The sequence below is a fragment of the Pseudarthrobacter sp. S3 genome, from assembly GCF_050156905.1.
Taxonomy (GTDB): Bacteria; Actinomycetota; Actinomycetes; order Actinomycetales; family Micrococcaceae; genus Arthrobacter.
The window spans coordinates 2,026,810-2,041,356 of the sequence record NZ_CP189583.1 but is presented as its reverse complement, the minus strand read 5'-3'; the positions used below and the strand labels follow the sequence as shown (position 1 = coordinate 2,041,356).

14 protein-coding genes are annotated in these 14,547 nt (G+C 65.0%); 3 read left to right on the top strand and 11 right to left on the bottom strand.

All coding sequences use genetic code 11. The annotated features are described in order from the left end of the window. Positions 1-15: 15 nt before the first annotated feature. From yajC to pdxT, 6 genes are all read right to left on the bottom strand, one after another. Positions 16-423, bottom strand: coding sequence for a preprotein translocase subunit YajC (gene yajC / locus ACQCSV_RS09820; RefSeq protein WP_354154994.1), 408 nt, complete (start codon positions 421-423; stop codon positions 16-18). A 182-nt stretch (positions 424-605) separates the two neighbouring features. Further along, a complete protein-coding gene (gene ruvB / locus ACQCSV_RS09815; protein ID WP_354154993.1) occupies positions 606-1,694 on the bottom strand; it encodes a Holliday junction branch migration DNA helicase RuvB in 1,089 nt (362 codons plus the stop codon). Beyond that, positions 1,687-2,331 (bottom strand): Holliday junction branch migration protein RuvA, encoded by a 645-nt coding sequence (gene ruvA / locus ACQCSV_RS09810; protein WP_354154992.1) that lies wholly within the window; start codon positions 2,329-2,331, stop codon positions 1,687-1,689. The genes ruvB and ruvA overlap by 8 nt, the downstream gene beginning before the upstream one ends. Positions 2,332-2,421: 90 nt before the next feature. Further along, entirely contained in the window at positions 2,422-3,000 is a 579-nt protein-coding gene (gene ruvC / locus ACQCSV_RS09805; RefSeq protein WP_354154991.1) for a crossover junction endodeoxyribonuclease RuvC, read from the bottom strand. 35 nt (positions 3,001-3,035) lie between these two features. After that, the gene (locus tag ACQCSV_RS09800) at positions 3,036-3,791 is read right to left on the bottom strand and encodes a YebC/PmpR family DNA-binding transcriptional regulator (RefSeq protein WP_354154990.1); all 756 of its coding nucleotides are present in this window, start codon (positions 3,789-3,791) and stop codon (positions 3,036-3,038) included. 2 nt (positions 3,792-3,793) lie between these two features. After that, complete coding sequence (gene pdxT, locus ACQCSV_RS09795; protein ID WP_282330648.1) at positions 3,794-4,504, bottom strand: pyridoxal 5'-phosphate synthase glutaminase subunit PdxT; 711 nt, start codon at positions 4,502-4,504, stop codon at positions 3,794-3,796. 90 nt (positions 4,505-4,594) lie between these two features. Between pdxT and ACQCSV_RS09790 the strand changes: the two genes are divergently transcribed. Further along, entirely contained in the window at positions 4,595-5,887 is a 1,293-nt protein-coding gene (locus ACQCSV_RS09790) for a MurT ligase domain-containing protein (RefSeq protein ID WP_354154989.1), read from the top strand. Further along, a complete protein-coding gene (locus tag ACQCSV_RS09785; RefSeq protein WP_354154988.1) occupies positions 5,884-6,651 on the top strand; it encodes a glutamine amidotransferase in 768 nt (255 codons plus the stop codon). Before ACQCSV_RS09790 ends, ACQCSV_RS09785 begins: the two co-directional genes overlap by 4 nt. Positions 6,652-6,703: 52 nt before the next feature. Here ACQCSV_RS09785 and ACQCSV_RS09780 read toward each other — a convergent pair whose 3' ends face one another. Beyond that, positions 6,704-7,975, bottom strand: coding sequence for a CapA family protein (locus tag ACQCSV_RS09780; protein WP_426938366.1), 1,272 nt, complete (start codon positions 7,973-7,975; stop codon positions 6,704-6,706). Positions 7,976-8,059: 84 nt separating this feature from the next. On the opposite strand from ACQCSV_RS09780, the gene ACQCSV_RS09775 reads away from it, so the two are divergent. Next, positions 8,060-10,072, top strand: a complete 2,013-nt coding sequence (locus ACQCSV_RS09775) for a M3 family metallopeptidase (RefSeq protein WP_354154986.1) — start codon at positions 8,060-8,062, stop codon at positions 10,070-10,072. A gap of 66 nt (positions 10,073-10,138) precedes the next feature. Here ACQCSV_RS09775 and pdxS read toward each other — a convergent pair whose 3' ends face one another. The 4 genes from pdxS to thrS all read right to left on the bottom strand — a co-directional run bounded on the left by pdxS (position 10,139) and on the right by thrS (position 14,437). After that, positions 10,139-11,065: a pyridoxal 5'-phosphate synthase lyase subunit PdxS gene (gene pdxS, locus ACQCSV_RS09770; protein ID WP_354223206.1), complete on the bottom strand. Its 927-nt coding sequence runs from the start codon at positions 11,063-11,065 to the stop codon at positions 10,139-10,141. A gap of 141 nt (positions 11,066-11,206) precedes the next feature. Beyond that, positions 11,207-11,830, bottom strand: coding sequence for a phosphatidylinositol phosphate synthase (gene pgsA / locus ACQCSV_RS09765; protein ID WP_426938365.1), 624 nt, complete (start codon positions 11,828-11,830; stop codon positions 11,207-11,209). After that, positions 11,820-12,407 carry an HIT family protein gene (locus ACQCSV_RS09760; protein WP_426938364.1) on the bottom strand — a complete coding sequence of 196 codons (588 nt, stop codon included), beginning with the start codon at positions 12,405-12,407 and terminating at the stop codon, positions 11,820-11,822. Before ACQCSV_RS09760 ends, pgsA begins: the two co-directional genes overlap by 11 nt. A 20-nt stretch (positions 12,408-12,427) precedes the next feature. Continuing rightward, the gene (gene thrS, locus ACQCSV_RS09755; RefSeq protein ID WP_354154982.1) at positions 12,428-14,437 is read right to left on the bottom strand and encodes a threonine--tRNA ligase; all 2,010 of its coding nucleotides are present in this window, start codon (positions 14,435-14,437) and stop codon (positions 12,428-12,430) included. Positions 14,438-14,547: the final 110 nt, after the last annotated feature.

The window sequence follows — 14,547 nt, the reverse complement described above, 5'->3', positions numbered from 1 at the left end:
GCCGTGCGGCGAGGACTAGATGTCCTTCTTGCCCTCGTCATTGAGGCGCTTCAGGGTCTCATCCGGGGTTTCTGCGGAAACTGCCGGGGTGCCGGCTTCTTCGCTGGTCAGGGATGAGTGGCTGGTCAGCGACGAAGCGTCATCCGGGACGGCCGGAGCATCTGCTTCGACAGCCGGTTCCACAATCTTGGTCACGGACTGGCGGTGAACTGTGGCCAAGTTCCCGGGCGAGAGTTCCAGGACAACCTTGTTCTCGGCGTCGTCCATGGAGACAATCCGGCCAAAGAGTCCGAAGCTCGTCATGACCTCGACACCGGGCTCGAACCGGGACTGCAGCGTTGCCTGCTGTTCCTTGGTCTTCTTGTTGCGGCGGAACATCATGAAGATAAAGATTCCGAGCATTGCGAACAAGACGATGTTCATTGGATCCACAGGGAAGATTCCGTTCTGTACTGGCGTATCGGGTGTTTGGCAGCGTCCGCGTCGTTCCCCGTTGCAGAAAATCGCGCCTGGCAGGTAACGGCTCCTCGGAGCCGCCGCGGGAACACAGACCCGAACGTGCCGGGTGTCATACCAGTCTAAAGGGAAAAGCTGGGAGGACAGTGCTATTGACCGTTCGGCGCCCATTCGGCCGCGGACTCGGCACTGTCCGGGTCCGGTTCGAACAAATCCAGCGGCTCCTGCCCGAAAACCCCGGCCGGTATGGCAAAGCCCAAGTGGGTCCAGGCCGGGGCCATGGCGATGCGCCCCCGGGGCGTCCGGCCCAGCAAGCCTTCGCGCACAAGGAACGGTTCCGCCACCGTTTCAACGGTCTCGGTCTCCTCCCCCACCGCGATGGCCAGGGTGGAAAGTCCCACGGGTCCCCCGCCGAACTTTGTGATGAGTGCTTCGAGGACTGCCCGGTCCAGCCGGTCCAGGCCTCGTTTGTCCACTTCATACATGTCCAAGGCAGCGGAGGCTGCGCGGGAATCGATCTGCTCAATCCCATGCACCAGTGCCCAGTCCCGGACCCGGCGGAGGAGCCGGTTGGCGATACGCGGCGTACCGCGGGACCGGCCGGCAATTTCGCTGAACCCCGCAGAGTTGACCTTGAGGTCCAGCAGGCCGGCGGAGCGCCTGAGCACCAGTTCCAGCTCGGCCACGCTGTAAAACTCCAGGTGCCCGGTGAACCCGAACCTGTCCCGGAGCGGTCCTGGCAGCAGGCCGGCGCGTGTAGTGGCACCTACCAGAGTGAAAGGCGGAAGCTCCAACGGGATAGCGGTGGCCCCGGCGCCCTTGCCCACCACAATGTCCACACGGAAATCCTCCATGGCCATGTAGAGCATTTCCTCTGCCGGCCGTGACATCCGGTGGATCTCGTCCAGGAACAGGACCTCCCCTTCGGAAAGCGAGGAAAGGATGGCGGCGAGGTCCCCGGCGTGCTGGATGGCCGGACCGCTGCTGATCCGCAGAGGCGCGTTCATCTCAGCAGCCACGATCATGGCCAAGGTGGTTTTGCCCAGGCCGGGAGGGCCAGAAAACAGTACGTGGTCGGCGCTGCGTCCACGCATCCGGGACGCTTGCAGCACCAAGGAGAGTTGCCTGCGTACCCGGTGCTGGCCGACGAAGTCATCCAGGTTCTTCGGCCGGAGGGCGGCTTCGATCACCCGTTCCTCGGGTTCCTCCCCTGCCGCCACCACCGACGGCTCAGCCACGGCTGCCTATGCGGTTGCCGGCCCGCGCGCCATCCTGGCCCAGCCAGCGCAGCGTGGTCCGTAGGATCTCGGCCACGTTGCCCCGGAATTCAACCTCGGGATCGTCCGCAAGGGCCTTCTCGATGCTGGCAGCGGCATCCTTTTCCGACCAGCCGAGGCTGGTCATGGCCGCCACCACCTGGGGCTTCCAGGCTGCTTCGGCCGGGGTGGAAGCGCCGGGGGCACCTGCCGTGCCGTGTGGCACCAGCTTGCCGGCCAGTTCCAGTACGATCCGTCCGGCCACCTTGGGGCCGATGCCGGGCACCTTCGTGAACGTTTTGCTGTCGCCAGTGTGGGCAGCAACCCGGATCGCTTCAGGCTCGTGCACGGCGAGCACCGCCAGAGCGAGCCGCGGGCCCACGCCGCTCACACTCAGCAGGACGTCAAAGACTTCACGTTCGTCGTCGGAGGCAAAACCGAACAGGGTCAGCGAATCCTCGCGCACGATCAGCGAGGTGAAGAGCTTGCCTTCCTCGCCGGTGCGGAGGCGGCTGAGGGTCTGGGGTGTGGCGTTGACACTCATACCGGCCCCGTTTAGGTCGATTACGGCAGAGGAAAGGCCAACGTGCGCTACTGTCCCGCGAAGGAAACTGATCAAAGCCGGGCTCCTGGTGTACTGCCGGACTCCTGGGAGCAGGACCGGCTATCCGAACATATCTACGAATACCCTAGCAAGCACGGCGGACATTCAGCGCCCACGGCGCGCTTTCGCCTCGGCGGCGGCCCAGGCGCGCTGGGCCGGCGTCAGCGACATGCTGCCGGGGCCGGTGGTGGCCACGGCGGCGCCGCTGCCGGCCCGCCAGGCGTGGGTGATGGCCAGTGCCAGGGCATCTGCAGCGTCCGCCGGCCGCGGCGGCGCGTCCAGCCGGAGGATTTTCGTGACAAGTTTGGTCACGGCTTCCTTGTTGGAGGTGCCGCTGCCGGTCACGGCTGCCTTCACCTCCGACGGGGTATGCAGAGCCACCGGGATCCCGCGCCGGGCCGCGGCTGCAATCACCACACCGGAGGCTTGCGCCACCCCCATCACCGTGCTGACGTTGAGTTGGGAAAAAACGCGTTCGACGGCGACTACGTGGGGTTCATAGCGGTCCAGCCACTCGTCGATGGCCAGGGCAATCACCAGCAGGCGCTGGTCCAGAGTCTCCTCGGGAGAGGTACCCACTACCCCGACGGCCACCATCGTGGCCCGCCGGTTCCGTTCGACGTCGACAACGCCGATGCCGCAGCGGGTGAGGCCCGGGTCAACGCCCAATACGCGCAGGGTCACCCTGGGACATCCGCCCTAGGCCACAACGCTGAAGGTCACTCAGCTTCCAGTGCGGCCTGGACTTCGTCGCTGAGGTCGGCGTTGCTGTAGACGTTCTGGACGTCGTCGAGTTCTTCCAGTGCGTCCACCAGCTTCATGAACTTCTTGGCGGCGTCGAGGTCCAGCGGCACCTGCATGGACGGCACAAACTCGGCTTCGTCGGTCTCGTACTCCATTCCGGCTTCCTTGAGGGCATCGCGGATGGCCTGGAGGTCGGTCGGTTCGGAGTGGATCTCGAAGCTGTCGCCGTTGTCCTTGACTTCCTCGGCTCCGGCGTCGAGGACAGCCATCAGGACGTCGTCCTCGCTGAGGCCGTTCTTCAGCATCGAGACGACGCCCTTGCGGCTGAAGAGGTAGCTCACCGAACCCGGGTCAGCGATGGTGCCGCCGTTGCGGGAAATGGCCAGGCGGACCTCGGAGGCTGCACGGTTTTTATTGTCCGTCAGGCACTCGATCAGCAGCGCCGAACCCTGCGGGCCGCGGCATTCGTACATGATCTCGGTGTAGTCAACCACTTCACCGGTGAGGCCGGCGCCACGCTTGATGGCACGGTCGATGTTGTCGGCGGGCACCGACGTCTTCTTGGCCTTGGTGACGGCGAGTTCCAGGCCCGGGTTGCCGGCGAGGTCCGGTCCGCCCATACGCGCAGCGACTTCGATGTTCTTGATCAGTTTGGCGAACGACTTTGCGCGGCGGCTATCGAGGATGGCCTTCTTGTGCTTGGTCGTTGCCCATTTGGAGTGTCCTGACATGCTTACGCGTCTCCTCTGATCATGCGGATAAAAAGTTCATGTACGCGTTTCTCCCCAGTCACTTCCGGGTGGAAGGAGGTGGCCAACAGGTGGCCAGAACGCACTGCGACAATTCTAGCTGTCCCCGGCAGGCTGGCCGCATGGGAGGCATGCTCCGGGTCCGCAGGCTCAACCTGCGCCAGGATCTGCACGCCGGCTCCGACGCGTTCCACCCAGGGGCCGCGGATGAACACAGCATGCACCGGGGCCACACCGGATTCCGTGGCGCTGAAGTCCAGGCCCTTGAAGTCCAGGTCCGCTTCAAAGGACTCGCGCTGGCGGCCGAAGGCGTTGCGCCGCACCGTGATGTCCAGGCCACCGAAAGTCTGCTGCGGGTTGCCGGCCAGGTCCGTGGCCGGATCGGCGATCGCGTCTGCGAGAAGGATCATGCCGGCGCAGGAACCGTAGACCGGCAGTCCGTCGCGGATCCGGTCCTTCAACGGTCCGGCCAGCTCAAAGGCGCGGGCCAGCTTGTCGATGGCTGTTGATTCTCCGCCGGGAATGATGAGGCCGTCCAGGCCGTCCAGTTCGGAGGGGCGGCGGATTCCGACGCCGGCGGCACCCGCGGCTTCCACGGCCCGGAGGTGTTCGCGGAAGTCGCCCTGAAGTGCCAGGACGCCGATCCGGAGGCCCGAGCCCACGCGTGCAGAAGCAGCCGAAAGGGGGTTTGTCATCCAATCAGCATAATGGGCGCTGGTCCCGAGGCGGCGCCGGAAGCGCTTCCGGGAAGGGTTCTATGCCGTTGCTGGGATATATTACAGAGCATGCTTTACATCAGTGTTCCGCTCGGCAAGCTGGTCCGCCGGGTGTCCCGGCTCAGGGGCGGAGGGTCCGCGCTGCCCGGGCTGGTGGTCGAGAAAATCGATCCCGGCTTTATGCAGCGGACGCTCGCCACGCTCCCCCACGGCGTTGCAGTTGTGAGCGGGACCAACGGCAAAACCACCACCACAAAAATGGTGGTGGAACTGCTGGAGAGCCAGGGCCTGAAGGTCTTCACCAATCGCACCGGCAGCAATTTCACCCGTGGTGTGGCGGCTGCCCTGCTGGGCGAAGTGGACTGGCGCGGCAGGCTTACGGCCGACGTCGCCGTCCTGGAGCTCGACGAAGCCCACGCCACGCATTTTGTGAACCGTGTTCCGCCGCGGTACAGCCTCCTTCTCAACGTCCTGCGCGACCAGCTGGACCGGTTCGGCGAGATCGACAAAACGGCCCAGCTGCTGCAGCACATCGCGGACAAAACCACCGGAACAGTGGTCCTCAACCGGGAGGATCCGCGGGTGGCCCGCATCGCGGACACGCTCACCGGCCAGGACGTCCAGTACTTCGGCCTGGACGATTCGCTCCTGAGCACCTTCCCCAACGACGACGACATGCGGGCAGCGCCCGGCAGTCCTGCCCCCGCAGCGCTCCCGCACAAGCCGGCGGCCGACGTCGTACTCCGCAAAGTGGGGCCGGACACCGCCGATTTTGAGTACGACGGCGTCACGGTCACCACAGCGATGAAGCTCCGCGGCGTCTACAACATCTTTAATGCGGCTGCGGCGCTGACCCTGGCCCGCAGTATCTGTGGCGGTGGTGCCGTCACAGCAGACCACGCCACCCTGCTCACGGCGCTATCCCGGGTGGAGCCTGCGTTCGGCCGCGGCGAAAGCCTCACGGTGGACGGCCAGCCATTGGACCTCGTGCTGGTCAAGAACCCCAGCGGTTTCCGGCTAGGGCTGAAGTCCTTCCCCGCGGACGGCTACGCCACCATGATCGCCATCAATGACAACTATGCCGACGGCCGGGACATGTCCTGGCTGTGGGACGTGGAATTCGATTCGCTCCGCGACGGCGGCGTGGACCAGCTCACCGGGTCCCGGGCCTACGATATGGCACTGCGGCTGCAGTATGACGACGTCCGGATCGGCGGCGTCCAGCCGGAGATCGCGCCCGCACTGGCCGAATTCATCCGTGCGGCCAAGGGCAAACCGAAGCGGATCTTCTGCACGTACACAGCCATGCTGGCCATCCGCCGCGAGCTGTCCAAAATCACCACAGTGGAGGTGGTCTCATGACTGCTGAATCACCCGGCATCGGTCCGGACGGCGTCGAACAGAATTCCAAGGGCACCATCCGCGTCCTGCAGCTCTACCCGCGGGACATGAACATCTACGGCGACTGGGGCAACGCCCTGGTGATCAAGCAGCGGATCGGCTGGCACGGTTACACCCCGGAGCTGCTGGAGTACAACGTGGGCGACGAATTTCCCGCCGATGCGGACCTCATTGTCGGGGGCGGCGGGCAAGACAGCGGCCAGCTGGTCATCCAGGATGACCTGCACTCACGCGCCGGCGTCTTGACCCGGCTGGCGGAAGACGGCGCCCCCATGCTGGTGATCTGCGGGCTGTATCAGCTGTTCGGACGCTTCTTCAAGACCCGCTTGGGTACGGTCATCCCGGGGATCGGCATCCTGGACGTGGAAACACACGGCACCGACGAACGCCTGATCGGCAACGTCAAGGTGGCCACACCGGAGTTCGGCGAGGTCCTGGGCTACGAGAACCACAGCGGGCAGACCACCCTGGGTGCTGGCGTCCGGCCACTCGGCACCGTTGCCAAGGGCACCGGCAACAACAGCAGCGACGGCCACGAAGGCGCGCGCTACAAAAATGTGGTGGCCAGCTACCTGCACGGTTCCCTGCTGCCCAAGAACCCTGCCATCGCCGACTTCCTCATCAGGACCGCCGCGGAGCGTAAATACGGCACCTTCACGGCCGGCGCCCCGGACGACCGCTACGCAGTACTGGCCCGGGAGCACGCGACGCGCCGTCCGCGCTGAGTGCCACTGCGCTGGGTAGCACCACGCTGACGGTTTCCCCCGGCGAAGGGCCTCAGGGGTCCTTGGTGATCAGAAGTTCGTGCCCTCCCGCAGCAGCCGCGCCCATCGAGTCCACCACGGTGGTGGTCCTCAGCCGGGTGGCGGCGTCGGCCTCGGGAGTCGCGCAGACGCCCTGCGGCGCGTCGGTTGCCACCGAACACCAGCGGTACGGGTCGCGGACAATCACTGAAGGGGCCCAGGCGAGGTCCGATGCCGTCCACTTTCCGGCAGCGTCCTGGCTGAACTGCGCCCGCACCAGCAGGCCCTCGTTGTTCACCACATACCAGGGCGACAGTTCAGTGACGCCGTTGCCCAGCCCGTAGACGATCCAGGTTCCCTTGTAGTTTTCGATGGGCAGCACCGAGTGGGTGTGGTGGCCGTAGATCATGGTGAACTGGCCGCTGTCCACCAGGGCCTGCGCCACTTCCTGCTGTTGGGCGTTGACTTCGCTGGAATACTCATCACCGGCGTGCATGGCCCCGAGCACAATGTCCGCACCGAGAGCCCGTGCCTTGACGGCCTTGGCGATCATGGTGGGCGCATCCAGGATGTCCACCTGCCAGTCATATTCAGGGTATTGGCCGTTGAGCCCGTAAGTCCCCTGAATGATGGCGATCTTGGCGGCGTTGGTTTGCAGGATCAGGATTCCCTGCGACTCGGTCTGCGTGCGGTAGGAACCGGTGTGCTTCAGCCCCGCGGCATCCAGTGCATCCAGGGTGCGCAGCACTCCGTCCGTGCTCCGGTCGATGGTGTGGTTGCTCGCGGTGGTGCACGCCACGTACCCCACCGCCTTGGACGCTGTAATGATCTGAGGCGGGACGTTGAACGACGGGTACGCCGAGAACGGTCCGTCGGGCCCGGCCACAGGGGTTTCCTGATGGCAGATGGCGAGGTCGCTGGCTTGGATGTACTTGCGCTGGCCTTCGAGGAGTGGGGTGAAGTCCAGGCCTGTTTTCCCTGCCGCGGCGGCGTCGTCGCGGGCCTGCTGCCAGAGCTGGGTATGGACCAGCATGTCGCCGGTCACCAGCACGGACGCGCAGCGCAGCGTGGGACACGCCGGCCCCGCGCCGGGGGTGGGAGTGGGCGTCGGGGTGGGGGTTGCCGTCGGGCTCGGCTGCGCTGTCCCGGCACCGGTACTCGCGGCGGCCCCGGCGGAAGCAGCGGTCTCTTCGGCGATCAGGCCGCAGCCTGCCAGCAGCGCCGCGGCCAGCATGCCGCCGGACAGCGCCGCGGCGGAACGAAGAGCAACAGCGCCCACAGAAGCGGCGCCCAACCTTTTCCCCATAGGCGTCATTGTAGGTCTGGCCGTCGCACCAATGCCGCAAAGCCGCGCGTTGAGAAGCATACGGCAGTATGAAAGGTTAGCGAGATGACGAATCCCCTCCTTAGTGCCAGCACCCTGCCTTATGGGTTGCCGCCTTTTGCCCACATCAGAGCATCCGATTACGCCGAGGCCATCGAGGCTGGCCTGGCGGAACATCTGGTGGAAATCCAGGCGATTGTGGACAACCCGGTGCCTGCGAACTTCGAGAATACGGCCGTGGCCATGGAGAAGGCCGGCCAACTTCTCGAGCGGGCCACGGCCTCCTTCTTCACGCTTGCCTCAGCTGACGCGACAGACGAGATCCGTGACCTGGAGACCGAACTCTCACCCCGTATTTCGGCCCATCAGGACGAGATCTACCTCAATCGCGCGCTGTTCGACAGGTTCGCGGCGATTGACACCTCCGGGCTTGACCCTGAGTCCGTCCGTCTCGTGAAGGAGTATGTGAAGGAGTTCCGCCAGTCCGGGATCCAGCTCGACAAAACGGGCCAGGAACGGCTGAAGCAAATCAACGCGGAGCTGTCCACACTGGGCACGGAGTTTGGCCAGCGGGTCAAGGCGGCCATGAAATCGGCCGCACTGCTGCTGGACACGGCAGCAGAGTTGGCCGGCTTGCCGGCCGATGATGTCGCCAGCGCCGCTGAGGCGGCCCGCGCCGTTGGCCACGACGGAAAATTCCTGCTGACGCTGATCCAGCCCAGCAACCAGCCCGCCCTGGCTGCCCTGGAAAACCGGAACATCCGCCGTCGGCTGTTTGAGGCCTCCACCGGCCGGGGCAGTGACGGCGGCGGCCTGGATGTCCTGGAACTGGCCAGGTCAACGGCTGGCTTGCGCGCTGAAAAGGCAGCCCTTCTGGGTTTCGCCAACTATGCCGAATTCGTGGTGGACCGCCAGACAGCCCGCGACTTTGAGGCGGTCCAGTCCATGCTGAACAGGCTGTCCCCCGCCGCCGTGCGCAATGCCGACGCCGAGGCTGCGGCGCTGGCCGAGGCGGCAGGGCATCCGCTGGAGGCCTGGGACTGGGCGTTCTACTCGGCCAAGGTGCGGCGGGATACGTACGCAGTGGACGAACAGGCGCTCCGCCCCTACTTCGAGCTGGACAGCGTTCTCCGGGACGGCGTCTTCTTCGCAGCCACATCCCTCTACGGCATCACCTTCCACGAACGGAAGGACCTCGCAGGCTACCACCCGGACGTCCGCGTCTGGGAAGTGCGGGACCAGGACGGCAGCGGGCTGGGATTGTTCCTGGGCGACTACTACACCCGCGAATCCAAACGGGGCGGCGCCTGGATGAACTCGCTGGTGGAACAGTCGGGCCTGCTCGGCACCCTTCCCGTGGTGATCAACAACCTCAATATCTCCAAGCCGCCGGCAGGCGAGCCTACGCTCCTGACGCTGGACGAACTGCGCACCACATTCCACGAGTTCGGACACGCGCTCCACGGCTTGTTGTCGAACGTGGCGTATCCGCGGTTCGCCGGGACTGCTGTACCCCGCGACTTTGTGGAATACCCATCGCAGGTCAACGAGATGTGGATCCTGTGGCCGGAGGTACTTGCACATTACGCCCGGCACCACGCCACCGGCCAACCGCTTCCGCAGCAGGTTGTGGACAAGTTGAACGGCGCACGGCTCTGGGGCGAAGGCTTCGGGACCACGGAATACCTTGGCGCTGCGTTGCTGGATCTGGCCTGGCACACGCTGGATGTCACCGAGGTCCCGGACGATGCACTCGCCTTCGAGGAAAAGGCCCTTGCCGCCGCGGGCGTGGCTCATGCCCTGATCCCGCCGCGTTACCGAACCGGCTATTTCCAGCACATCTTCGCGGGCGCCGGCTATGCGGCCGGTTATTACTCGTACATCTGGAGTGAGGTGCTGGACGCCGAAACTGTGGACTGGTTCACCGAGAACGGCGGGCTAACGCGGGCCAACGGCGAACGCTTCCGCCAGGAGCTGCTCTCCCGCGGAAACAGCAGGGACCCGCTGGAATCCTTCCGCGCACTCCGCGGCCGCGACGCCGAACTGGAGCCCTTGCTGAAACGCCGCGGCCTGGGCTAACCACCGACGACGGCGGCGGGCCACCTTCGTAAGGTGACCCGCCGCCGTCGTACTGCTTTAGAGCTGTTACCAGCCGCGCTCGGCGAGGCGGTGCGGCTGCGGGATGTCAGCGACGTTGATGCCCACCATGGCTTCGCCGAGGCCGCGGGAGGCCTTGGCGATGACGTCGGGGTCGTCAAAGAACGTGGTGGCCTTGACCACGGCAGCGGCACGCTGGGCCGGGTTGCCGGACTTGAAGATACCGGAACCTACAAACACGCCGTCAGCGCCGAGCTGCATCATCATCGCAGCGTCGGCCGGGGTGGCAATGCCTCCGGCGGTGAACAGCACCACGGGGAGCTTGCCGGCAGCGGCAACTTCCTTGACCAGTTCGTACGGGGCCTGCAGTTCCTTGGCCGCGACGTACAGCTCGTCCTCGGGCAAGGCCGCGAGCTTGGCGATCTCGGCGCGGATCTGGCGCATGTGCCCGGTGGCGTTGGAGACGTCGCCGGTGCCGGCCTCGCCCTTGGAGCGGATCATGGCCGCGCCTTCGTTGATGCGGCGCAGCGCCTCACCGAGGTTCGTGGCGCCACAGACGAAGGGAACCGTGAAGTTCCACTTGTCGATGTGGTGGACGTAGTCGGCCGGGGTCAGGACCTCGGACTCGTCAATGTAGTCCACGCCCAACGACTGCAGGACCTGGGCCTCCACGAAGTGGCCGATCCGGGCCTTGGCCATGACCGGCACGGAGACGGCGTCGATGATCTTGTCGATCATGTCCGGGTCCGACATGCGGGACACGCCGCCCTGGGCGCGGATATCGGCCGGAACGCGTTCGAGCGCCATGACTGCAACGGCACCGGCGTCTTCGGCGATGCGGGCCTGTTCAACGTTGACGACGTCCATGATGACGCCGCCCTTGAGCATCTCAGCCATGCCCCGCTTGACGCGGTTGCTGCCCGTGACGCTGTTCGCGGACGAACCGGCTTCGCTGCTTACATCAGGTGTAGACACAAAAACCCCTATGGGTAGATAGCTGATCTTCGCCGGGCGTGAGGGCGGCAAGAAACCGAAAGTACACGCACCGGGTTGCCGGATACATTGACCGGGCAGTCACAATACTAGTCCCACGCCAGGCGGCGGGCTTAATCAGCCTTAATCCGAAGCCGCGGACTCCGCAAACGCCTGGCGATGGACGGTGGCTACGCGCTGGATGATGGTAATGAGGCTGGCCAGGGCCAGGAGTCCGAGCGTCACCAGAAGGACCACGGGGGGCAGCCCCAGGCCGGTAAATCCGGTGACCACCAGCACCGACACCAGTCTCTCGGCGCGCTCGGCGAAGCCCACATTGGCTGTGAAACCGAGGGCTTCGGCCTTGGACCGCGCATACGAGACCACCATGCCCAAAACCAGGCAGAGCATGGCTGCGACGGCGATGGCGTAATCGGCGCCCCCGGTGAAGAACCAGATAGCAACGCCGGCGAACAGTGCACCGTCGGCGATCCTGTCCAGCGTGGAGTCCAGGAAGTTTCCCCAGCGGCCGCCTGAGTCCCGAAGCCGGGCCATTATGCCATCGAGCACGTCCGAGAAGATGAACGCGGTAATGAACAGGGTCCCCCACCAGAGCTGGCCGAGGGGGTAGAAGACCAACGCTCCGACCACCACGCCGGCGGTTCCGATGACCGTCACGGCATCAGGGGAAACACCGATTCTCAGGAGCCAACGCGCCAGCGGAGTGAACAGTGCGGTGAAAAACCCGCGCGCATGCCTATTCAGCATCCGTCTCCCCGGGCCAGGCCTCTGCAACCTGCTGGCGGACTTCATCCAGGGTCTGCGTGATGGCCTTGGTCTGGGCGATGATGGGGAAGAAGTTACCGTCCCCGCCCCAGCGTGGAACGATGTGCTGGTGCAGGTGGGCGGCGATTCCTGCCCCGCCCACCACACCTTGGTTCATGCCGAGGTTGAACCCGCCCGGGTTCGCAACCTTGCGCAGGACCCGCATGGCTGTCTGGGTGATCTCCGCAAATTCCGAGGTCTCTTCCACCGTGAGGTCGGTGTAGTCCGGGACGTGCCGGTAGGGGCAGACCAGGAGGTGGCCCGGATTGTACGGAAACAGGTTAAGGACCACGTAACAGGTCTTGCCCCGGTAAACGATCAGGGCTTCCTCGTCAGACCGGCCCGGACCCACACAGAAAGGGCAGTCGTTCTCGTTCTTGAACTGGTGCTGGCCGCCCTTGATATAGGCCATCCGGTGCGGAGTCCACAGGCGCTGGAAAGCATCCGGCACGCCCGCGAGATCAAAGTCATCTGTCACGCCGGCATCCCCTGGGTAGCCTGCGCCTGTGTTGTCCTGCACCGTGTTTTTATCCGTTTCCGCTAGCTGGTCCGGTTACGGACGGCTTCTGTGATCCGCTTGACGGCCTCGGCAACCGGCACGCCGTTGTCCTGGCTCCCGTCACGGAAGCGGAAGGACACCGCGCCGGCCTCGGCGTCGTCGCCGCCGGCGATCAGGACAAACGGGATCTTGTCCTTGCTGGCGGTGCGGATCTTCTTGGGGAACCTGTCCGAGGACGTGTCCACCTCGGCGCGGATGCCTGCCGCCTTGAGCTGGTCAACGACGTCGAACATGTACTCGTTGAACGTTTCGGCCACCGGGATGCCCACCACCTGGATAGGGGAAAGCCACGCCGGGAATGCGCCGGCGTAGTGCTCGGTGAGCACGCCCATGAACCGCTCGATGGAACCGAAGAGCGCACGGTGGATCATCACGGGACGCTGGCGGGTGCCGTCGGCTGCCTGGAACTCCAGCTCGAAGCGTTCCGGGAGGTTAAAGTCCAGCTGGATGGTGGACATCTGCCAGGTGCGACCCAGCGCGTCCTTGGCCTGAACGGAGATCTTCGGTCCGTAGAAGGCTGCGCCGCCCGGATCCGCGACGAGTTCCAGGCCGGATTCCTCGGCCACCTCGGCGAGTGTCCGGGTGGCTTCTTCCCAGGCTGCGTCCTCGCCGACGTACTTCTCCGGGTCCTTGGTGGACAGCTCCAGGTAGAAGTCGTTCAGACCGTAGTCCTTGAGCAGGTCGAGCACGAACTTCAGGGTCTTGGTGAGCTCGTCCTTCATCTGCTCGCGGGTGCAGTAGATGTGGGCGTCGTCCTGGGTCATGCCACGGACCCGGGTCAGGCCGTGGACCACGCCGGACTTTTCGTACCGGTAGACCGAACCGAATTCGAACAGACGCAGGGGCAGTTCACGGTAGGACCGTCCACGCGAGCGGAAGATCAGGTTGTGCATGGGGCAGTTCATCGGCTTCAGGTAGTAGTCCTGGCCGGGCTTGCGCACGGTGCCGTCCTCGTTGAGTTCGGCATCCACGTGCATGGCCGGGAACATGCCCTCCTTGTACCAGTCCAGGTGGCCCGAGACTTCGTACAGGTGGCCCTTGGTGATGTGCGGGGTGTAGACGAACTCGTAGCCGGCATCGACGTGGCGCTGGCGGGAGTAGTCCTCCATCTCCTTGCGGATGATGCCGCCCTTGGGGTGGAACACCGGCAGGCCGGAGCCCAGCTCGTCGGGGAAGGAGAACAGGTCAAGTTCGACGCCGAGCTTGCGGTGGTCGCGCCGCTCAGCCTCCGCGATGCGCTCCTGGTAGGCCTTCAGCGCGTCCTTGGTGGGCCAGGCGGTGCCGTAGATGCGCTGCAGCTGCTGGTTTTTCTGGTTGCCCAGCCAGTACGCCGAGGAGGACCGGGTCAGTGCGAAGGCGTTGGAGATGAGCTTGGTGTTGGGCAGGTGCGGGCCGCGGCAGAGGTCGCACCAGACGGTGGTGCCCTCTTTGCGCTCAGCATTGTCGTAGATAGTGATGTCGCCGGCGCCGACCTCGACGTTGACGCCCTCGCCTGCTTCGGCGGCGTTGTTCTTCTTGCCCAGGAGTTCTAGCTTGTAGGGCTCGTTCTTCATGGCCTCGCGGGCTTCGTCCTCGCTGACCACACGGCGGACGAACTTCTGGTTCTGGTTGACGATCTTGAGCATCATCTTCTCGAGGGTCTTGAGGTCCTCGGGGGTGAACGGCTCGGCGACGTCGAAGTCGAAGTAGAAGCCGTCGGTGATGTACGGGCCGATGCCCAGCTTGGCGTCCGGGCGCAGCTGCTGCACTGCCTGGGCCATCACGTGGGCGGTGGAGTGGCGGAGGACGTCCAGGCCGTCAGGGGAATCGATGGTGACGCCCTCGATCTCGGCGCCCTCGGGCAGTTCCTGGTCCAGGTCCTTCAGCTCGCCGTTGACGCGGGCAACAACAACATCGCGGCGCTCAAAGAAGAGTTCCGCACCGGTTGTCCCGGTAGTCACCTTAGTCTCTTCGCCATCGACGATGAGGGTGATCTGCTGGGCATCTGACACGGGTGTCTCCTATTCAAAGTTTTAGGCTTCATAGCTTGTGGCGTACGGGGACCACAGCCAGCCATCGTCAATGCTATCGGTTTCCCGGGAGGCCGACCAACGGGACCCGC

Bases quoted from the DNA above. Each gene is read 5' to 3' on its own strand.
- ACQCSV_RS09790 (WP_354154989.1), top strand. From the start codon at position 4,595: ATGCTTTACATCAGTGTTCCGCTCGGCAAGCTGGTCCGCCGGGTGTCC.
- ACQCSV_RS09780 (WP_426938366.1), bottom strand. From the start codon at position 7,975: ATGGGGAAAAGGTTGGGCGCCGCTTCTGTGGGCGCTGTTGCTCTTCGT.
- yajC (WP_354154994.1), bottom strand. From the start codon at position 423: ATGAACATCGTCTTGTTCGCAATGCTCGGAATCTTTATCTTCATGATG.
- ACQCSV_RS09775 (WP_354154986.1), top strand. From the start codon at position 8,060: ATGACGAATCCCCTCCTTAGTGCCAGCACCCTGCCTTATGGGTTGCCG.
- pdxT (WP_282330648.1), bottom strand. From the start codon at position 4,504: ATGACAAACCCCCTTTCGGCTGCTTCTGCACGCGTGGGCTCGGGCCTC.
- pgsA (WP_426938365.1), bottom strand. From the start codon at position 11,830: ATGCTGAATAGGCATGCGCGCGGGTTTTTCACCGCACTGTTCACTCCG.
- ACQCSV_RS09785 (WP_354154988.1), top strand. From the start codon at position 5,884: ATGACTGCTGAATCACCCGGCATCGGTCCGGACGGCGTCGAACAGAAT.
- ACQCSV_RS09800 (WP_354154990.1), bottom strand. From the start codon at position 3,791: ATGTCAGGACACTCCAAATGGGCAACGACCAAGCACAAGAAGGCCATC.